The sequence below is a fragment of the Actinoplanes sp. NPDC051405 genome (assembly GCF_055586185.1).
This window is the reverse complement of record NZ_JBVJIR010000001.1, coordinates 457294-476302: the sequence shown is the minus strand read 5'-3', so window position 1 is coordinate 476302 and position 19009 is coordinate 457294. Positions and strand designations below refer to the sequence as shown.

Annotated in this window: 19 protein-coding genes and 1 pseudogene; 9 read left to right on the top strand and 11 right to left on the bottom strand. The window is 69.6% G+C overall.

Features of this window, described 5'->3' with window-relative positions:
* Positions 1–3: 3 nt before the first annotated feature.
* Positions 4–1380, bottom strand: a complete 1377-nt coding sequence (locus ACZ6S4_RS02170; protein ID WP_465473110.1) for a helix-turn-helix transcriptional regulator — start codon at positions 1378–1380, stop codon at positions 4–6.
* 101 nt (positions 1381–1481) lie between these two features.
* On the opposite strand from ACZ6S4_RS02170, the gene ACZ6S4_RS02165 reads away from it, so the two are divergent.
* Positions 1482–2093, top strand: coding sequence for a hypothetical protein (locus tag ACZ6S4_RS02165; protein WP_465473109.1), 612 nt, complete (start codon positions 1482–1484; stop codon positions 2091–2093).
* 181 nt (positions 2094–2274) lie between these two features.
* On the opposite strand, the gene ACZ6S4_RS02160 is transcribed toward ACZ6S4_RS02165, so the two are convergent.
* Together ACZ6S4_RS02160 and ACZ6S4_RS02155 are read right to left on the bottom strand one after the other, a co-directional pair.
* Positions 2275–2925 (bottom strand): LuxR C-terminal-related transcriptional regulator, encoded by a 651-nt coding sequence (locus ACZ6S4_RS02160; RefSeq protein WP_465473108.1) that lies wholly within the window; start codon positions 2923–2925, stop codon positions 2275–2277.
* A complete protein-coding gene (locus tag ACZ6S4_RS02155) occupies positions 2913–4862 on the bottom strand; it encodes a sensor histidine kinase (RefSeq protein WP_465473107.1) in 1950 nt (649 codons plus the stop codon). Before ACZ6S4_RS02155 ends, ACZ6S4_RS02160 begins: the two co-directional genes overlap by 13 nt.
* Positions 4863–5001: 139 nt before the next feature.
* Between ACZ6S4_RS02155 and ACZ6S4_RS02150 the strand changes: the two genes are divergently transcribed.
* From ACZ6S4_RS02150 to ACZ6S4_RS02125, 6 genes are all read left to right on the top strand, one after another.
* Positions 5002–5691 carry a hypothetical protein gene (locus ACZ6S4_RS02150; RefSeq protein ID WP_465473106.1) on the top strand — a complete coding sequence of 230 codons (690 nt, stop codon included), beginning with the start codon at positions 5002–5004 and terminating at the stop codon, positions 5689–5691.
* Positions 5692–5894: 203 nt separating this feature from the next.
* Positions 5895–6428, top strand: coding sequence for a tyrosine-type recombinase/integrase (locus ACZ6S4_RS02145; RefSeq protein ID WP_465473105.1), 534 nt, complete (start codon positions 5895–5897; stop codon positions 6426–6428).
* Positions 6425–6754, top strand: a complete 330-nt coding sequence (locus ACZ6S4_RS02140) for a helix-turn-helix domain-containing protein (protein ID WP_465473104.1) — start codon at positions 6425–6427, stop codon at positions 6752–6754. Before ACZ6S4_RS02145 ends, ACZ6S4_RS02140 begins: the two co-directional genes overlap by 4 nt.
* 1223 nt (positions 6755–7977) lie before the next feature.
* Positions 7978–9162, top strand: a complete 1185-nt coding sequence (locus tag ACZ6S4_RS02135; protein WP_465473103.1) for a hypothetical protein — start codon at positions 7978–7980, stop codon at positions 9160–9162.
* A 175-nt stretch (positions 9163–9337) separates the two neighbouring features.
* A complete protein-coding gene (locus tag ACZ6S4_RS02130; RefSeq protein ID WP_465473102.1) occupies positions 9338–10240 on the top strand; it encodes a phosphotransferase in 903 nt (300 codons plus the stop codon).
* Between the two features lie 430 nt (positions 10241–10670).
* Entirely contained in the window at positions 10671–11231 is a 561-nt protein-coding gene (locus ACZ6S4_RS02125; protein ID WP_465473101.1) for an ATP-dependent DNA ligase, read from the top strand.
* A 379-nt stretch (positions 11232–11610) separates the two neighbouring features.
* Here ACZ6S4_RS02125 and ACZ6S4_RS02120 read toward each other — a convergent pair whose 3' ends face one another.
* The gene (locus ACZ6S4_RS02120) at positions 11611–12210 is read right to left on the bottom strand and encodes a hypothetical protein (protein WP_465473100.1); all 600 of its coding nucleotides are present in this window, start codon (positions 12208–12210) and stop codon (positions 11611–11613) included.
* A gap of 405 nt (positions 12211–12615) precedes the next feature.
* On the opposite strand from ACZ6S4_RS02120, the gene ACZ6S4_RS02115 reads away from it, so the two are divergent.
* Positions 12616–13251, top strand: coding sequence for an HNH endonuclease family protein (locus tag ACZ6S4_RS02115; RefSeq protein WP_465473099.1), 636 nt, complete (start codon positions 12616–12618; stop codon positions 13249–13251).
* Positions 13252–13407: 156 nt separating this feature from the next.
* Here ACZ6S4_RS02115 and ACZ6S4_RS02110 read toward each other — a convergent pair whose 3' ends face one another.
* The gene (locus ACZ6S4_RS02110) at positions 13408–13998 is read right to left on the bottom strand and encodes a hypothetical protein (RefSeq protein WP_465473098.1); all 591 of its coding nucleotides are present in this window, start codon (positions 13996–13998) and stop codon (positions 13408–13410) included.
* A pseudogene (locus ACZ6S4_RS02105) lies at positions 13976–14645 on the bottom strand (substrate-binding domain-containing protein). The gene ACZ6S4_RS02110 and the pseudogene ACZ6S4_RS02105 overlap by 23 nt, the downstream one beginning before the upstream one ends.
* Positions 14646–14887: 242 nt before the next feature.
* On the opposite strand from ACZ6S4_RS02105, the gene ACZ6S4_RS02100 reads away from it, so the two are divergent.
* Positions 14888–15670: a sensor histidine kinase gene (locus ACZ6S4_RS02100; RefSeq protein ID WP_465473485.1), complete on the top strand. Its 783-nt coding sequence runs from the start codon at positions 14888–14890 to the stop codon at positions 15668–15670.
* Positions 15671–15903: 233 nt separating this feature from the next.
* On the opposite strand, the gene ACZ6S4_RS02095 is transcribed toward ACZ6S4_RS02100, so the two are convergent.
* The 5 genes from ACZ6S4_RS02095 to ACZ6S4_RS02075 all read right to left on the bottom strand — a co-directional run bounded on the left by ACZ6S4_RS02095 (position 15904) and on the right by ACZ6S4_RS02075 (position 18963).
* Entirely contained in the window at positions 15904–16707 is an 804-nt protein-coding gene (locus ACZ6S4_RS02095) for a GAF domain-containing protein (RefSeq protein ID WP_465473097.1), read from the bottom strand.
* A gap of 64 nt (positions 16708–16771) precedes the next feature.
* Positions 16772–17371 (bottom strand): recombinase family protein, encoded by a 600-nt coding sequence (locus tag ACZ6S4_RS02090; protein ID WP_465473096.1) that lies wholly within the window; start codon positions 17369–17371, stop codon positions 16772–16774.
* A 1131-nt stretch (positions 17372–18502) separates the two neighbouring features.
* On the bottom strand, positions 18503–18625 hold the full coding sequence (locus ACZ6S4_RS02085) for a hypothetical protein (protein ID WP_465473095.1): 123 nt from the start codon (positions 18623–18625) through the stop codon (positions 18503–18505).
* 37 nt (positions 18626–18662) lie between these two features.
* The gene (locus ACZ6S4_RS02080; RefSeq protein WP_465473094.1) at positions 18663–18809 is read right to left on the bottom strand and encodes a hypothetical protein; all 147 of its coding nucleotides are present in this window, start codon (positions 18807–18809) and stop codon (positions 18663–18665) included.
* A 22-nt stretch (positions 18810–18831) separates the two neighbouring features.
* The gene (locus ACZ6S4_RS02075; protein WP_465473093.1) at positions 18832–18963 is read right to left on the bottom strand and encodes a hypothetical protein; all 132 of its coding nucleotides are present in this window, start codon (positions 18961–18963) and stop codon (positions 18832–18834) included.
* Between the last annotated feature and the right edge of the window lie 46 nt (positions 18964–19009).

The following is a 19009-nucleotide window of genomic DNA, read 5'->3' as shown; positions in this document are numbered from 1 at the left end:
TTCCTAGCGCTGCCGGGTCAGCCAGGTGGCCAGGGCGGTCCGCGAGCGCAGGTCAAGCTTGCGCAAGATGTTGCCGACGTGGCTCTCCACGGTCCGCTCGGACAGCGACAGGGCGGCGGCCACCTCCCGGTTGCTCGCGCCTTCGCCGACCAGCCCGGCGATCTCGCGCTCCCGGGGGGTCAGCATCACGACGCCGACCTTCAACTCGGCCCGGACGGTCCGGGTGAAGACGGGCGCGTGCATGGCGACCGCCCGGCGTTCCGCGTCCGCGAAGTGGGTCCGGGCCGCCCGCTCGTCGCCGAGCAGCCGGGCCAGCCGGCCGAGGTGCAGCGACACCGGACCCTCGGAGGGCGTCATCGCCCCGCCGGTCACGAAGAGGTGGCCCAGCGGTGCCAGGGTCCGGTAGAGCCCCTCCGCCGCGGTCAGGTCGCGGGCCAGCACGCACAGCGTCACGTGGCCGGCGGTCGCCACCAGCCATTCCGGGGAGTCCCGGGGCAGGTCGTCGACGTGCGGCGCGAGCGCCTGCCAGATGTCGAGGGCCTCTCCGGTACGCCCGGACGCCGCCAGCAGCAGCGCGTACCAGCCGTGGGCCGGGAACGGCAGACCGGCGATTACCCGGCGCACCTCGTCGGCGACCTCCGTGACGCCGTGCCCGGACTGCAGAGCGAGGCTGGATCGCAGCACGAGGGCCAGGAACGGCGCCTCCTCCAGCCCGCAGGCCTCGCCGCGGCGCTGCGCCTCGTCGATCAGGCCGGGCACGTCGGTGAACCTGCCGTCCAGCAACGCCAGCGACGCCTGGATCGACGCCAGCCGCCAGTCCCAGACCGGATCGTCGGCCTGCCGGACCGCCGCGGCCAGGCTCATCAGGTCGGCGTTGAACTCGACCCGGCGGCCGAGCTGAGCGAGCGCGTCGAGCCGCCACAGCAGGCCCCACTGCCGGTGTCCCGGCAGGATCAGCGCCTGATCGGCCAGCTCCAGCCGACTGCCGGCATGTACCGCGTTGACCAGCGTGCGGTGCCGGGCGCGCAGCTCGAGGAACCGGTCGTCGGCGTCCGGCCGGGACACCGTCCGGAGTTCCCGCGTCCACGGGTTGCTGGTGGCGGCGAGCTGGGCCTGGACCCGGGCCCGGATCCGCGGGTCGGCACCGTCACCCAGCATGCTCAGCGCCTCCCGGCAGAGGGCGTGCTGCTCGGCGGTCCAAGTCCAGGTGCCGACCCCGCCGCCGCGGATCACCGTGGCGGCCTCGGCGACGACCGTCGCGTCCCCGGTCGTGCGGCCGATGCGGGCTGCGGCACGGCAGGATTGCCAGGCCCGGTCAACGTGCCCGGCGCGCAGATCCGCCCGAGCCTGGTCCAGCAGGCGGGCCGCGTCAGTACTCATCTACGGCCCCGGCTCGGCTCGGTGTTTCCACGGATGTGCAGCTGCTGTGCCGACCCTAGCGTTGCCGGACGACGAAGTTCAACGACCCGAAGGACTGGTTCATGGACGTCATGCAGCGGCAACAGGCGCCGGTACGCAGCGGCAGCATCGCCCTGATCGCCGGCGGGGTGCTCGGGGTGGTGTCCGCGGTCCTGCTCAGCGTGGTGCCCCCGGCAGTGCCGGTCGAGCGGTACAGCTATCCGCTGGATGCGACCGGCCACACCGTCGTGCAGACCTTCTTTTTCTTCCATCACCTGCTGCTGGTCTGGGGCCTGTGGGCGGTGTGGCGCAGCGGCGCGGCCGGTCACGGGCGGCTGGCCACGATCGGCGGGGTCTCGACGGTTGGGGCGATGACCCTGCTCTCGATCCAGGAACTGGTCACCATCTCGCTGCGCGACGATCTGGTCACGTCGCCCGCCGCGAACACCGTCAACGCCCTGTACGGCATCGTGTCGATCCTGAACGGCATCGCGCTGATCGTGTTCGGGGTGGCGGTGCTGCGGGCCCGGCGATGGACCGGCTGGACCCGCCGGCTCCCGCTCGCCCTGGGCATCTACGTCTTCGTGCCGCTGACCCCGGCCATCTTCGGGCCGTTTGTGGTCGGCCGGGCCGCCATCGGTCTCTGGCTGGCGCTTTTCGGGCTGCTGGGCTGGGTCCTGGGCCGCCGGTCATAGGTAGCTGACCCCGGTCAGGTCCTGGGCGACCTGCCACAGGACGCCCGATCGCCGGAGTCCTGGAGATCGATCGCCTACCTTTCGCCCAGGCGGCGCTCATTGTCGGCGGCGAATGATTGCATCGTGCAAGAGCGTATGTCACGGTCGGAGGCTGCTGATGGCCTGCTGGAGCGGGCTGTCTTTAGGCAGGCGAGCGCAGGGCGGCTAGCACGGCCAGTACCCGGCGGTGGTCGTCGGGGGCATCGTGCAGCTGTAACTTGCTGAAGATGTTCGCGATGTGGCTCTCGACGGTCTTGCCGGAAACGACGAGCCGGGCGGCAATTGCGGCATTGGATCTCCCTTCGGCCATCAGGCCCAGGACCTCGCGCTCGCGATCGGACAGCGCACGCAACGGGTTCTTCCGGGAATGGGCCCGAACGAGGCTGCGCGTGATCTGGGGGTCGAGGACGGTGCCGCCGGCGGCGATCGTCCGCAGCGCCTGCAGCAGCGTGGCCACGTCGATCACCCGGTCCTTCAGCAAGTAGCCGAACCGCTCTGCGTGCCGGTCCAGCAGCTTCGCCGCGAAGTGCGTTTCCACCGCCTGCGACAGCAGCAAGACGCCGAGCCCGGGGTCGTGCTCCCTCAGCTCGACGGCCGCCGCGGCCCCCTCGTGCGTGAAGGTCGGTGGCATCCGGATGTCGATCAGGGCCACGTCGGGCCGATGTTCGCGCACCGCCGCGGCGAGTTCGGTGGCGTCCGCTACCTTCGCGCACACCTCGACGCCCGCTTCGGTCATCAGTCGCGTAAGCCCTTCCCGTAGCAGAGCCGAGTCATCGGCGATCACCACACGCACGGGAATACCACCTCTACCGCCGTGCCGTGCGGCGTGACCTCGCGTACCCGCAGCGACCCGCCGACCGCACTGACGCGGTCGGCCAGGCCTTGGAGTCCGCGCCCGGACGGGTCTGCCCCGCCGCTGCCCTCGTCCCGGACCTCCACGCGGAGCGACCGCGCGGAACGGCGCACCTCCACCACCACATCGCCGGCGCCGGAGTGCTTCACGGCGTTGGTGACCGCCTCAGCGATGACAAACCAGGCGGTGCTCTCGATGTCGGCGCCGACGCGGACGTCCACCACGTCGTAGGACACCGTGACCGGGGCCCGGGCCGCCATATCCGCCACGGCAGCGACCAGCCCCCCGGCGGCGAGCGCCGCAGGCTGCAGCCCGGCGGCGAGGTCGCGCAGCTCCTGCACCGTGTCCTGCAGGTCCCAGATTGCCCGGTCGGCTTCGGCGGCGAGTACGGCAGCATCTCCGTTGAGCCGGGCCGATTGCAGCTGCAGTGCGACGGCGAGCAGGCGCTGCTGTGCGCCGTCGTGCAGATCTCGCTCGATCCGCCGGCGTTCCTCCTCGTGCGCGTTGGCCAGCCGGGCCCGGGACGCGCGGATGAGTTCGATCTGCCTAGCGAGTTCGGCGCGCAGCGCCACGTTGTCCAGCTCCGTCGTCGCCTCACGGGCGACCGCCTCGACGAGATCGCGCCGCGTCTGGCGCGGGTCGAACTCGAGCCGCGCGACGAGGTGGGTGTGACGGCGCACGTCCACGGCATCCGTCGCCGGCTCGACCTCGATGCCGCCGGACGTGACCCACGTGCCCTCGGCCGTGGGATAGAGCACCCGGCCCCCGCCCAACACCTCGGTCAGGAGCCCGTCGATATCGGCCGGCGACTCGGCGAGACCGGCACGTACCGCTTCCACGGCACCGAACCGCGCCGGGTTCACTTGGCGGCCCACCGCCCGGCGCCCCCACCCGTAGAAGACGCGCGCGACGACGACGCCCGCCAACGTCGCCGCGACGGTCACCGGCGGAGATCCGGAATCGAACGGGCCGCTGCGGCTGACCACCACGACAACGGCGACGTAGGCAATGAGTACAGCGACCGAGGCGACGGCGTAGGCGGCCGACTCGGTGACGACCCGCTCAACGTCGTACAAGCGGTACCGCAGCACCGACAGGCCGGCGCCGACGACCAGTGCGACTGTCGCGGCGGCGAGAACCGCGCCGGCGTACACGTCGCGTCCGGTCCCCGAGAGAACGAAGGCGGCGACCACGGCAGGTGCGAGCGGAAGGGCGCCGACCACAAGCCACAACAGCTGTCGTCGCGACTCCTCCTCGGGTCGGCGCCATGCCAGGACCAGCGGGACGAGCGACACGACGAGGCATCCGGCAAGCGCGTAGACAGCCACAGCGGCGAGGATCCTCGCCGGCCGATCGAGCGCAGCCACGGCTAGCGGGCTCGACAGGCGTTGATACGGCGCGGCCAGTGGGGTCGAGCGCAGCAGCGCCATCGCCTGGAACAGGCCACCGGCGACGACGGTGACAGTGGGCAGCGCGCGGACCGCACCCCGACGCGGTCCGGGTGGCGTGTACTGCAACACCAGCGCGAGGAAGACGAACCACCAGACGAAACTGGTATCGCCCAGTGTCGCGACTAGTTTCCCGGCCGGGACCTCCTCCACCTGGCCCAGCAGAACGTACTCGTCGCAGAACGCACTCCAGGCGAGAGCTGTGCCGAGCCCGACGAATGCCCAGCCCGCCCGCTGCCTCGGCGCATGCCAGGTCACCACCACGCCCATCAACCAGCACGCGACCAACGCGATCACGACCGGCAAGTCGGACGCGGTAAACAGCGCCCGGCTGCCGACGACGGCGTCGGCGACCGCCGCACCTATCACCAGCACGGGCGCGAGCGGCCAGACGACCACCCGGCCCAGGACGCGCCGCGACCGCTGCATACGGCCATCCTCGCAGCCCAAGGCGCCGTTGACCTCAGGGCTGGCCCTGATTGCAGGACCAGGGGCCGCCCCGTCGCGCCGTACACCGCAGCGGCCGAGGCTGAATGCCGTGAACCGAGAACCGATCAAGGAGTCCGCCATGACCGTCACCCAGCCGTCGGCCCCCGACCGCATCGTCCGTGGCCGAACCACCGCGACTGCTGTCGCCACCGTCGCCGCCGCCCTGCTCGCACTCTCCCTGTTCATGACAGTGGCGGTGATCAACGTGCCCCGGCACGTGTCCGACGCCGATCTGCTGACCTGGTGGCAGGAACCCAGCAACCGGACGGCCAGCGTTGTCTCCGGGATGTGCGCGCTCGTCGTCGCCGTGACGATCGCGATCGTGGCGAACCACCTGCAACGTCTTGACACGGCCGGCCGCGCACCGGCCTGGCTCGCGTTCGGCCGTTCGATGGCCGGCGCCGTGACCGCCCTGTGGCTGGTCACCGGCGCCGTGCGTGGCCTCGTCGGTGCCCTCGTCGACACCCAGGGCGAGCCGCTGCCCGGAGTCGAAGCCCTCCGATACACCACCGGCCTGAACTACGCCCTCCTGGGTCAGTCAGGCATGGCAGTTCTCGCGCTGTTCATCCTGGCGATCTCCGTGGTGGTACTCCGCACTGCCGCCCTCGGCCGCTGGATCGCCTACCTCGGCATCGCCTGCGCCGCCGTGATGCTCGCCGCCGTGGTAGCCCAATACGGTGCCTTCGCGACACCCCTCGCGATCCTGTGGTTCCTTTGCCTCGCCATCGCCTTCTGGCGCGCCCCCGCAGCCGTAGCAACCAAGAGCTGACCACACACGCGAGCGCCTGATGTCTCGGTCTCAAGCGCCGGGCCGGCCGCCGCCAAACCCGCTCGAATTCGCTCGTTCCAGAAGGACAATTTCGCTCGTTCCAGAAGGACAATGCAGAGCCGACTCGCTGTAGAGGGCCAGCGAAGGTGCACTCTCATCGGCAGATCCGGACGGCAGCAAGGGTCTGGAGGAACTACCCGGGATTGCGGCGTACGGAGACGGCGAAACTCGACCTGGTCGACTGGGCGCGAAACCCGCATGCCCCGGCGTTCGGCCGATACGGGTCGCTAAGTGTGCGCTACGGCAAGGCCGAACGCGGTCAGCCGCCACGGCGGCGCACGGTGCTGTCGGTGATGGACTGGGCTGTCGACGCGGTGGACGACTACATCGAGAACGTGCGGCCTCGATTCGGTCTGTCGGACCACCCGGCGCTGTGGGTGACCGAACGCGGCGGCCGGATCCAACCGGTAGAGATCAACGCACGATTCGTGGCCTACCGGGACGCACTGCGGCTGCCACCGGCGCTGACGTTGCACAGCCTGCGCCACTCCTATGTGACGCACCTGACCGAGGACGGCATCGACCGCCGCTTCGTCCAGGTGCAGGTCGGCCATGAATGCGACAGCTCCACGGCGATCTACACCCACGTCAGCGACGACTTCATGAACTCGGCGTTGCGGGCCGCTCTCGCGCCGGCGTTCGAGCCCGCACCATCTGATCGGCTGGAGGCCCGATGACCGGAAGACTGGACTACCGATGGCATCTGCGGCAGGTAATGGCCTCCCGCAGCATGTTCACCACCACCGACTTGATCGAGCCGCTCACGGCCCGAGGCATCACCTTGTCGTCGAGCCAGGTGTACCGGCTTGTCGTGGAACGACCAGAACGGCTCAGCCTGCGGATCCTGATGGCGCTGCTCGACATCCTGGACTGCCGCATGGAGGAGCTGATCGAACCGGTCGCCGTCGCCGAGCCCATACGGCTCCGGAAGGCAGCAGGCGCGGAAAGCCACCTCGGCGATCTGCGTCCCAAACGGGCGCGCATCAGCGACAACGACGCGTAATGACCACCTCCGAAGGGCGGCCGGCTGGATCAGACTTCGACACGATTGTGGAGCTCGTCGCCGCAGCGGATCCACACGCGGCCATTGAGGCGGTCCAGGACGTTGTGGGCTCGGTCGCGACGACGCGCTTGCTGCAACGGAGGATGGCTGAGGCACTGGCCAGTCGGCCGGAGGTGTTGTCCGACGGAGTTCCGCCGGCGCCGCAGGCGGTGGGCGAACTGCTTCTGGCCCTTCGCCGCACCGGCGTGGCCGACGTCGCCTCACCGATCTGCGGCATGTGCACCCGGGACTTGCCGTCGGTCCGCGGGTCGGCATGGTGCTGCGCCACCTGCTGCCAGCCACGCCGGCACTGCGCGAGCTGCGGGCAGTCGCGCAGGCCCGCGGTCCGTGACGAACACGGTCGGTGGCAGTGCAGGAGCTGCAGCCCCGCCACCGAACCCGACTGGAACTCCTTCATCGACGCTGTCCACGCCGTCGCCCCAGAGGTCAGCCGCGAAGTGGTGTTGCAGGCGGCGCACGGGGCGGCGCCGCAGTTGGCGCAGCGTCGGGCCTTGGCCTCCGCCGTTACCGCCAATCCAGCTCTTCTGGCGGGTCGTGGTGCCGAGTCGCCGACGCGGGCGGTGTTCTGCTTCATCGATCTGCTGCTCGAGGGCGGCGTAACCGGGGTGGTCCGACCGGCCTGTCCCCGCTGTGGCCGCGTGGTCGCGCTCGTGAAGTTTGCCGACGGGATACGGATCTGCGGCCGCTGCGACCACCAGGCCCGGGCGACGGCGTGCGCGCGGTGCGGTCGCGTCCGTCAGGTGGGCGCACGCGATCGGCAGGGCCGGCCCGTGTGCAGCTCGTGCCGGAGCAAGGAGCCTGCGAACACCGAAGACTGCATCAGATGCGGCCACCGCCGACCGGTGAACACGCGCACCCCCGAGGGGCCCGTGTGTGTCTCCTGCCGAGTTCCTTTCACAGATGTATGCACGTTGTGCGGGCAGACGGCGCCGTGCCAGCGGTCGCTGCTGACCGGTCAGCAGCGATGCCGAAGCTGCATAGGTCAACGGGTCAGGTGCGGGGGATGCGGTCGGCTGGAGGTGCCGCACAGCGGCACCTTGACCGACCCGCGTTGTGCGTTGTGCACCCCGTCGGAGCCTGGCACTTTGCCGAGGCGCCGCTACCAATGCCCTACGTGTGGACGGCCGCGGCCGTCGAACGGTGACTGTCCCGGCTGCCGCCTGGTGGCCTCGGTGCAGCCGCTATTGACCTGCGGCGACGGCATCAGGTCGGAGCTAGTCCCGCTGCTTGCCTGGTGGGAAGGCGCCGAGCGGCCCGCAAGCATCCGCGCCTGGCTGACCCGGCGTTCGGCCGCTCGTGATCTGCTGCGCCAGCTCGCTGACGGCACCGTCCCGATCAGCCACGACGGGCTCGACCAGCTCGACGACACGAAACCCGTCCGCTACCTGCGCAGGGTCCTCGTGGCATCCGGGGTGCTCCCGGCCCATGACGAGCACCTGGACCGCCTCCAGCAATGGCTGCGCCGCGCCTTGGCTGCCATCGACGATGCACAACAGCGCCGCATCGTCTCCCGTTACGCCCACTGGTTTCACCTGCGCCGGCTACGAACCCGCGTCGGCCCGAACACCCCTGTCACCGATGCTCAGGCCACCGCCGTGCGGAATCGTGTGAACGCGGCGACCGCGATCCTGGCCGAGCTCACTTCCCACCGCCGGGTCTTGGCCGACCTTCAGCAGGCAGACGTCGATCAGTGGCTTGCCGAAGGGCGAGTTGCCCGCAGAGCCGAACTCGGTGCGTTCCTGCGCTGGGCATGCAGCGAACGGCTGACCACCGGCGCAATCGGTGTCCCACAATGGGACGGGCCTGCGGACGGTGTTGACCACGATCGACGATGGCAGCAGGTACGCCGCCTGCTGCACGACGACACCCTGCCCACCGATGTCCGCATCGCCGGCCTGCTGATCACCCTGTACGCCCAGGCCGCCACCCGCATCAACACCCTGCGCTTCGACCAGATCCAGACTACCTCGAGCGGCGCCAGGATCACCTTTGGCTCCACACCGATCGACCTCCCACCCACTCTGGCGGCCTTGATCACCAGCCTGTCGGCCGAACGCGAAGACAACGACCGCGCCGGCACACCGTGGCTGTTTCCCGGCCGGCCGTGGAGCCATCCCATCAGCGCCGCCATGCTGCGTAAGCGGCTCGCGGCGGCCGGCCTGACCGCTCGCGCCGCCCGCACCGCCGCGCTCATCCAACTCGCTGTCGAGCTGCCCGCCGCCGTCCTCGCCCGCTGTCTCGGCATCGACATCAGCAGCGCCGTGGCATGGCAGAGAGCGGCTGCCGGGGACTGGCACCCGTATGCGGCCGGCGCAGCCCACCGTATGAACGGTTCTCCGACGCCGTAGCGCCTGTCGGCAAGCCGGAACTACCCCGGTCGAGTGCCGGCGCCCGGGTCCACAGCCACCTGCTCGCCGCGCTGCCACCGGGCACCTTCCCGGGCGTCGACGCCCAGGACGTCTACGAGTTCCTCCAGCGCCGCGCCGGCTGAAATCCAGTTGCCGGGGGTCCTATCGTGAGCCTGTGCTGACTCCGCCCGATGACCTGCCCGAGCCGGTGGTGCGCGACGCTCTCGCCGCCGGCTGGTCGCTGACCGCCGCGACGCTGGACTATCGGGCGGTCGGCTTCGGGGCGCATCACTGGGCGGTCGTCGACGCCGGCGGCAGGCGGTGGTTCGTCTCGGTGGTCGATCTGCGCAAGGGTGGCTTCGACCAGTTGCTGGCCTCGCTCACCGCGGCTACTGCCCTGCGGGACTCCGGATGCGACTTTGTCGTGGCGCCGGTCGGGGCGCCTGTCGTGCGCGTCGGGGAGTTCTATGCGGTGACGCTCTACCCGCATGTCGAGGGTGAGAGCTTCGGGTGGGACGACTACTCGGATTCCCATCGCGCGGCGATGCTCGACCTCCTGGTGGCCGTTCACGCGGCGCCGGCCTCCGTCCGGGACCTGGCCTGTGCGGATGACTATGCGATTCCGGCCGGTGGTCCGGTGCGTCCGGAAGCCGGGCCTTACGGGCCCCGGGTGGCCAAGCTTGACCTGAGCCCGGTTTCCGCGGCCACGGCCCGGTACGGCTCGCTGGTCGACGGTGTCCGCTCGTCGCCGCCGGAGATGGTGCTCACGCACGGGGAGCTGCACCCGGGCAATACGATGCGGGCCGGTGGGCGGTGGCTGCTCATCGACTGGGAGACGGCCATGGTCGCGCCGCCCGAGCGGGACGTCTGGCAGCTGGACGGGATGCAGGAGGCCTACACGGCCGCCACTGGGGTGGTGTTGCGGGCCGATGCGCTCGAGCTCTATCGGCTGCGGTGGGACCTCAGCGAGATCGCGGAAGGGCTGGCGTGGTTCGCGGCACCGCACGGGGACACCGAGGACGACCGGGAGACCTGGGACAACCTCGTCGAGTCGCTGGGCAACCTCAGCGCTTCGTGAGGAAGTCGGCCAGCAGGACCTCGACGCGGGACCGGATCGGCCCACGACTACGCCCGCGACCTTGCCCGTCACCTCATCCGCGACCTCGACCCCGACCTCGACGTCGACCGGAAACTTGAGCGAGACATCGCCTTCTCCCTTCACCGCGACCGCGACGTCGCTAGCGACATCGCCCGAATCCGCAACCTCACCCGAAACCTCGACATCGCCAGGCATGACTTCACGGAAGCCGATCTCCGCGGCGTCAACCGGCAGAGAGAGTCGCTTCTCGGAGTCCGTTGGTCGATGACTACCAAGTGGCCCTCCGATGAATGGCGCGATCAGGACGCTCAGCGACGAAGAAGCGGCCGCGCTCGAGGCCACCTACACCCCGCGCGAACCGACGTACTTTTAGCCAATCAGCCCGGCATTCCGACACTTCCAATACCCGATGTCACCAGCAGATGTGGTCGCGGCGGTGCGCGAGGCGCTGCCGCCGGGCACCGTGGTCGACGGTGAGCTGGTGGTGTGGGACACCGAGTCCGGCCGCACCGTGTTCCCGGCTCTGTTGGGCCGTGTTACCGCCGGGCGTCGTCTGTCGCGGGAGGCGGCGGCTCGGCCGGCGAGTCTGGTGTTGTTCGACGTGCTCGCCGATGCCGGGCTCGACCTCACGGGCCGGCCGTTGCGCCAGCGCCGGGCCCGCCTCGAGGACCTGCTCGCGGGCGCGCCGGCCGCGTTGGCAGTGTGCCCGCAGACACCCGACGTGGATCAGGCGCGGGTCTGGTTCGACGAGCTCGCGGTGACCGGCGTCGAAGGGCTGGTCGTGAAAGACCTTGACAGCCTGTACCGGCCGGGCCGGCCGGATGGTGGAAGCTCAAGCGGCGCGTCACCACCGAGGCAATCATCGGCGGGATCATCGGTGCCGTCGACGACCCGCGCACGCTGCTGCTCGGCCGCCTCGACAACCGGCGCCGGCTGCGCTACGTCGCCCGGACCGTGCCGCTCACGCTGAGCCAACAACAGGAGATCGGCCCGATGCTCACTGCGGCCGACGATGCTCACCCGTGGCCACAACCACTGCCCGCGGCCTGGAGCGGCCAACTCGACCGGCCGGATCCGCAGCCCTACGTGCAGGTGACCCCGCTGTTGGTGGTCGAGATGGTGGTCGACCAGGCGTATGAGCGAGGGCGGTACCGCCATCCTGTGCGGCATCTTCGCCTCCGCCCGGATTTGGCGCCTGACGACGTCGAGCCCTGGTGGCCCGCGGGACCGCGATAGCCGTGGACTTGTGTGGGCCGCGGTCAGTGCCGCGCCTAAAGGGCACATCCCGGTTGCCCTCCCGGTCGTAGGGTAGGCCGTTCGGTGACCGCTGACCGCTCGCCACCGTGCGGTCAGTACAAGGTGAGGATCAAGCCCAACTCTTTGGCGGCAACCGCACGACAATGCTCCGCGAACTCGCGCAGCTGTGTCAGCACGCGGGCGAACGCAGCATCGTCGTCCTCGCCGGCATGCGCCTTGTACAGCCCCAGGCCGTCCATTTCGGCGATGGAGAACTCCTGTCGGACAGCGTCGACGTCCAGGCTGTCGATGCGCTGCACCGCGGCGACCAGAAACGCGCTCGTTGAGCACCGCCACGGGAATCCTTGCCCGGTCCTGGCGTGGTCGGCGAAGACGTCGTCGCCGGTCACGATGCGATAGGCCACCGTGCGTTCCCGTTCGCGCCAGGTCCGGGCCTGCGTGCGGTACGCCACCGGATCCAGCAGGTATTCGGCCTGCTGGAAACACCGGCCATCGAAGTGATCAACCCAGCCCGTCCCGGCCGGCACCACCGCCAGAAGGTCCCGGCTGATCTCTGGCAGCGCTTCATCGCCGCGCCGCCGACTGAACGGCGGCCACGTGCTGGCTTGCTCCCACAGCGCGGCATCGGCTCGGATCGCCCGTATCGGTTCGGCGCGCAGCGGCACCGCGATGCTTCTGAGATCTATGCCCACGCCTCCGAGCACAACACGTCCACACCACCGTCAGCCAGTTCACCGCGGCGCGGTGGACGATCAGGCGGGTCACCGCACACCGACTCGCCCCTCACGGCGGCCCGCTCTGGCTACGGTGCCGATGGCCAGCCATGGTCAGCCCCGTGTCAGCCCTTGACCATCATCGAGCGGGCGCTCGTCAGCCGGGACCCCCAGCACGCGCCAGTATCGATGTCGCCAACGATCAAGATTCGCACCCTTCGCGCATCAGTGCCCCGACCGACGTGCCAGCGCAGGCATCCTCGACGTAGTAGGACGGCTACGGGATGTTCAAACCACACCGGTCGCGCCACACACTGAACTCCATCGATATTCGGGGGAGACGTCGGCTACCTGCCGGCGGCACGTCCTCGCGATCGGAGCGGTATGAAGCGAGCGCTGCACTGGGCCATCACCTTTGCCGTGGCCACCGTGACCGGCAGCCTGCTCAGCGGCCCGGCGCTGGCCACCCCGACCGGCGTCCCGTCCAAAGCCACCGCCCAATCGCAGCTGAACGGACTTCACGTCGCCACGCAGGGCTCCACGAGCGGCTACTCCCGGGACCTGTTCCCGCACTGGATCACCATCAGCGGCAGCTGCAACACCCGCGAGACCGTCCTGAAGCGCGACGGCTCATCCGTGGTCACCGACAGCGCCTGCGCCGCGACCTCAGGCCGCTGGTACTCGCCGTATGACGGCGCCACCTGGACCGCCGCCTCGGACGTCGACATCGACCACGTCGTGCCGCTGGCTGAGGCGTGGCGCTCCGGAGCCAATTCCTGGACCACTAGCCGGCGGCAGAGCTTCGCCAACGATCTGACCCGGCCGCAGCTGATCGCCGTCACCGACAACGTGAACCAGGCCAAGGGCGACCAGGACCCCTCGACCTGGCAACCGTCGATCACCTCCTACCGGTGCACCTACGCCAAAATGTGGATCGCCGTGAAGTCGTACTGGGCGCTCACGCTGCAGGCATCAGAGAAGACGGCCTTGCAGACCATGCTCAACACCTGCGCGTCCTGAGCCGGTAGCAGCGCGATCTGGGGGCACTAGCCGGCTCTCTCACGGGTGCCCCCGCTCGACGCGGCGCGTTCATTAACCGCTGCGCTTGCCGCACCAGGTCGGCCGTTTGCTCTCCGCCTGATCAGCCGTTCGCTCGGCGCGGTCTCCGACCTGGGGTCAAGTGTTCGAGGTTATCTGTGGCCAGCTGTAGTCGAAGTTTAGTGAGAAGGTGCGGTGCACCCATGCCGCGCGGGCCTCGTCCGGCCCAGGCCGCAGGCCGTCCGCGCCCAGACGGTGGCGCACCATCGCGATAGGTGCCGAACGGTTCCGGGTGGAGGTGAGGCGTCCTGCGGTGAAGCGCAGCTCATGGACCCGCTCGTACACCCACGCCGGGGTGAATCCCATCGCGAGCCGGCCGACGTCCACGTATCCGTTCCCGATGAGCAGTCGGCCGGTGAACGGCATCGCACGGTCGAGTCGGCGGTAGTGCCACGCGCCCGCATAGATGTCGGTTGCCGGGCTCACCCAGGGTCTGACACCGAACAGTCTGCTCGCCGGGGCATTCGAGCGGCCGAGCTGCACGGAGGTGAGAAGCAGCCGGCCGCGACGCACCGCGTAGCGGCACCAGACACCGCGCCAGCAGGCGGTGCTGAGCATGCCCGGCTTCAGCCCATGCTCTCGAGCATCAAACAGACCGTGGCCGTCCACGGCGGTGATGGCGTAGAGCCTGCCGCGGTAGCGGAGTTCATCGGGGAACTGTCCGGTCATGCAGCCTCCGGATCCGCGACGTCGAGTGGTCGAGAGCACGCCGGCTCTGTTCGTCTCCGCGGGTTGTTGTTGTGCGCCGGGGTGATGGTCTCGCTGTGGCGTGGGCGGCGCGGATCGCGGTGAGCAGGGCTGCCACGCGTGGATCATCGCCGGCGTTGCGGCGGTGTACGGCATGGTAGGTCACCGGCGGTAGGTCGGTGACCGGTCGCGGGACGAGTCCGGGTGCTGGTGTGACGCAGCCGGTGACCACGGCCAGGCCCACCCCCAGCGCCGCGTAGTGCACGGTCAGGGGCCAGCCTTCGATCTCCGCCGCGACCGTCCAGGCACGTCGGCGGCGCGCATCGCGCGTTCCAGGCTGATGCGGTGCGGACGGTTCTCCGGCGGCACCACCAGCTCTCCCCGGCCAGGTCCTTCAGTTTCACGGTCCGGCGGCGCGCCAACCGGTGGCCTTGCGGGACGAGCACCACCTGCGGATACGTCGCGACCGGCAGCGACACGACATCGGTGGGGATGGCGTCGAGCACGGACACGCCCAGGTGGGCGCGGCCGGCGCGGACCGCGTCGAGCATCTCCCCGCGATGAGTGTGCAGCAGCCGCAGGCTCCCAGGCCGTTCGGCGAGGGTGGTGCGGATGACCTCGCCCAGCACGTGCAGATAGGCTGCATGACCGGCCGCCAGCACGATCGGCCGCGTCGACGGCGTCACCCGCAGATCGTCCAGCAGCCGGCTGATCCGGTCGCTCTGCTCACGGGCGAACCGGGCGACCTGCTCCCCGTCCGGCGTCAGCACCAGCCGGCGGCCGACCTTCTCGTACAGCGGCCGACCCAGCTCCCGCGACAACGTCTAGATCTTGGCGTGCAGGGCAGGCTGCGACAGGTGCAGCGTCGCGGCTGCCCGGATACCTAGAACGGCGCCGCGCCGAGGAACTCGCCATCGAACTGGCCCGCACCAAGGACGAGTTCCTGGCCATGGTCACCCATGAACTACGCAACCCGCTGGCGGTGATCACCACCGCCACCGCGATGTTCACCGAGGAACTGTCCGAACTGACCATCGACGAGCAACGCCACTACCTGCACATCATCACCCGCAACGCCGAACGTCTGGCGATCATGACCGACGACCTGCTCGACCTGGCGCGCCTGGAAGCCGGACATCTGGCCATCGACCCAGCCCCGACCGACCTGTGCACCATCATCGCCCAAGCAGTGCAGGCCACCGCCACAACGGCCGACGACAAACAGCTCACCCTCGTCGTGGATCTCCCCGAACGGCTCGACCTGTACGCCGACCCGCACCGGCTGCGCCAGGTCGCCGACAACCTCATCGGCAACGCCGTCAAATACACCCCCGTCGGCGGCACCATCACCATCAGCGCCTCCACCGACGCCTCCGCAGAACAGGTCACCTGGACCGTCGCCGACACCGGCATCGGCATCCCCGCCGCCGAACGGCCCCGGCTTTCCGCCGCTTCTACCGCGCCTCCGAAGACGGATAAGCCGGACCTCAATGCTGCCTCCGGCGACCTCATATGCCCCTCGGCAGCAGCCCGCTCAGCCCCGTTCGTGGTGCGCCGTTTCCTCGGCCGTCGTCGCGATGTGCGACCGGGAAGGCCGACAGGCAGCTGCGCCGGCACGCGGGTGAGGGCGTCCGGTGCAAGCGGACCAGCGTGACGGCCGGTTCGCCGTGCACGCCGGCGTCGCGTTCGAGACCGAGTACACCGTCTGCCGGGACCACGAACAGCTCCGCCTGTATCGGCGCCTTGCCGCGGAACGCGTGACAGGTTGATGTCAGCGGCGGCGCCAGCGGACTTGCGCAATTGCGTAGCCCTGACGCGAACCGTGCCTGAGTAACCCGGCTCCTTGCTGGTGGTGCCGCTCGGGTCACCCCTCCTTGCTGGGGCGGGTCAGCGGTTGAGGTAGGCGGCCAGGCCTCCGAGTTCTTCGCTGGCGATGTACACCGATGTCACGTTGATGATGGCTTCCTCGACATGGGCGGTGCAGCCCCACGCGGAGTCGCCCCAGGAGTCGGCCACCTTGATCTCGGCCGGTGCGGTGCAACCGCGGGTGCCGCCGAGCTCGCAGCGCTCGGGGTGGGGCATGGCCGCCTGCTTCGCCGCGGCGGTGCGCATCTGGGCGGCGAGTTCCGCGGCCGCGGCGGCTCGCTGCTCGGCGTCGTCGCGCAACTGCCGCTCTGCGCGTACCGCTTTGAGGGTGGCCAGGCGCAGCTCCAGATGCTGGGCGACCTGGTCGGCGAGGTGGGACAGCACGGTGGTCTGTGCCTCGGTCAACTCCCGAGGGGTGGCGTCGATCGCGGTCACCGTACCGAGGTGGTGCCCGTCGGTGGTGACGATCGGGGCGGCGGCGTAGAACCGTAGCCCCAGCTCGCCGCGGACGAGGGGATGATGCAGAGTGCTCGGGTCGGTGGCGGCGTCGTTGACCACGTAGGGGCCATCAGCGCAGAACGCCGAGGCGCACAGTCCGGGTTCGGTACCGACCTGGGTGACACCCTCCAAACCTTTGGTGGCGGCGAACCAGACCCGGTCGGCGTCGACGATGCTGACTGTGGCGATCGGGGTGCCGCACACCGCCGCGGCGGCCGCCGCAATGGTGTCGAACTGGCCGTCGGTGGGGGCGTCGAGGATCTCGTAGCGGTGCACCGCGGCGAGCCGGGCCGGATCGGTGAGGACGGTGCTGTCGGTGATCGACACAGTGTGGTACTCGCCTTCAAAGGGGGTGTTCAGGCTGGCGGGGTGGAATACGCGGTTGCGGCGGTCATGCCGCATCTGCTGTGGCTGTCGTGGCGCTGGCGCGTTCGAGGACCCGGTACACCGTCGGGCGTGACACCTCGAACAGCTCCGCGAGCTCGACGATGGTGTGCTCGCCGGCGGCGTGCAGTTTGAGCAGGTGCGCCTGCCGGGCGGGGGACAGCTTCGGCGCTCGGCCTTTGAGTTTGCCCTTGGCCCGGGCGATCGCCATGCCCTCGCGCGTACGCATCCGCAGCAGGTCGACCTCGAACTCGGCGAAGGTGGCCAGGATGTTGAAGAACATCTTGCCCATCGGGTCGCTCGGGTCGTAGATCATCGAGCCGAGCTGCAGCCGGACGTGGCGGGCGGTGAGGGTGTCGCCGATGTGCCGGGCATCGGGCACCGAGCGGGCGAGCCGGTCGAGTTTCGGCACCACCAGGGTGTCACCCGCCCGGACCGCGGCCAGGGCCTGGTCGAGGCCGGGTCGGTCGCGGTTGGTCCCGGAGTAGGCCCGGTCGAGGTAGAGCTGGTCGGCCGGCACGCCGAGCTCGAGCAGGATCTGCCTGTTGGCTTCGAGGTCCTGCTTGTCGGTGGAGCAGCGCGCGTATCCGATCTTGATCGCCGTCACGTCGGGAGTGTAACGGATAGCCCCCGCTCACCGGTCAAATCATCGGACACCTTATGTGAGAGGTTTCGCGGTGCTGGTCGGCGTCGTCGCCGGACCGGCCGGGTGGGTGTCCGTTGAGGGTTCGTCGCCGCGGTGGCGCGGGCGGCCGTGGTTGCGGGGTTGGGCCGGGTGGCCGGGGCACCGGTGTCGGAATTCCTCGTCGCCGGGTGGGCCGGTGCGCGGGCGGTGACGGTGCGGACGTTGCAGCGGGCGTTTGAGCGGGAGTTGACCCCGGCGGAGCTGGCGGTGTGGCGCACCGGTGAGCAGGGCCGGCGACCGGCCGCGACGTGCGCCGGCCGTGGTGGTGATGCGTTGCCACGGCAGTCTCGTTTGGTGGTCGTGAGCAATTTGCCAAAGCCGCTGCCGCTGCCGCTGCTCGCGGTCGCTTCGCCTGATCGTGGGAATCTGGCGAAGTCGCGTGCCACTCACCCGGCAGCGCCAAGATCAACCTCGGCACGGCACACGCTGGCCGTGGAGCAGGACCCGTACCCGCGTCACCGGCCGTCCACGTGCCAGTTCAGCTTGAACTCATCGCCTCGTGTCTCATCCCGACCGCAACGAAGAAGGCGGTTCGGCGCTGCTGAGGCATCGTCGCGTGGCGTCCTCATTTAGCGCCGACAACGGGTCCGTCGACACGACAGTGCGTTGTCTCCCGTGTGGTACGTGCCTCCTCGGACGTTGCGCGGAGTCACGGGAGTGATGACGATGTCAACGGTCCTCGTGAGCTCGCCGTTGCGGCCGTTAAACGTGGGGTGTCGCTAGCCTGCGGGTGCGCCTGCCTTCGAGTCGATCGGGCCACGCGCCTGGCGCCGTGACCCGACCGACGGGTTTGCCATGGCTACGCCCTCTGTCGTTCTGTCGTTCTGTCGGCGGCGTGTGGGATAGTTACGGAGCGGTTAGGCTATAAGCAATTGCAGGTCGACGATCTGCCCTGTGGGGTATTGGTGTGTGTCGATCTCGACACAGACCAAATTCCCATGCCGAGCTCAGAGGCAGATAGAGGCCTCCACTCGGTCCAGGATTCGAACCCCCACGCAGCAGCGCCGGTCTCGGCCGCAGTCCGGTGGGCCAAGGCGGACCGCGAGTTCCCCATTAAGCGCTGAGCAGCGAGGAGATCCAGGCCACCGGCACAACGAGTTCGATGGTCCGCAGGAACGACGGTCGCAGGGCGCTCCAGGCCTTGGCCCATGACTCGGTGGTCCAGTGTTCAGGCATGTCCACTGTCCGGAGACGCCGATCTCGGAGCCCGACTTTAGCTGGTGACGATCAGCACGTAGACCAGCATGAGCGCGACGAGCAGGAAGAGCAGCACGAGCGTGTACTTCACGGCGGCCCCGGCCACGGAGGCCGGCGTGCGCCGCGCCGCGGAACGGGGCCGCGGAACGCGCGTCGCCGGCAAGCGGCGACCTCGCTGGTGGTGGTCATGCTCGGTTCTCCTGGCGGTCGGTGTAGACGAGGTACGGCACCACGACGCCGCGCAGGCCGAGCTGGCGCATGAGCCGTTCGACGACTGCAGTGATCGCGGCCCGGTCGGACTTGTGGTTCGGTCGCACCTCGGCGATTATCCGCACCGCCCGCTGACGTAGTCCGGCGGGGTAC

Excerpts from the sequence above, each read along its gene's own strand:
- ACZ6S4_RS02170 (WP_465473110.1), bottom strand. The coding sequence starts at position 1,380 with ATGAGTACTGACGCGGCCCGCCTGCTGGACCAGGCTCGGGCGGATCTG.
- ACZ6S4_RS02165 (WP_465473109.1), top strand. The coding sequence starts at position 1,482 with ATGGACGTCATGCAGCGGCAACAGGCGCCGGTACGCAGCGGCAGCATC.
- ACZ6S4_RS02155 (WP_465473107.1), bottom strand. The coding sequence starts at position 4,862 with ATGCAGCGGTCGCGGCGCGTCCTGGGCCGGGTGGTCGTCTGGCCGCTC.
- ACZ6S4_RS02150 (WP_465473106.1), top strand. The coding sequence starts at position 5,002 with ATGACCGTCACCCAGCCGTCGGCCCCCGACCGCATCGTCCGTGGCCGA.
- ACZ6S4_RS02140 (WP_465473104.1), top strand. The coding sequence starts at position 6,425 with ATGACCGGAAGACTGGACTACCGATGGCATCTGCGGCAGGTAATGGCC.
- ACZ6S4_RS02125 (WP_465473101.1), top strand. The coding sequence starts at position 10,671 with ATGTCACCAGCAGATGTGGTCGCGGCGGTGCGCGAGGCGCTGCCGCCG.
- ACZ6S4_RS02115 (WP_465473099.1), top strand. The coding sequence starts at position 12,616 with ATGAAGCGAGCGCTGCACTGGGCCATCACCTTTGCCGTGGCCACCGTG.
- ACZ6S4_RS02110 (WP_465473098.1), bottom strand. The coding sequence starts at position 13,998 with ATGACCGGACAGTTCCCCGATGAACTCCGCTACCGCGGCAGGCTCTAC.
- ACZ6S4_RS02085 (WP_465473095.1), bottom strand. The coding sequence starts at position 18,625 with ATGCCTGAACACTGGACCACCGAGTCATGGGCCAAGGCCTGGAGCGCC.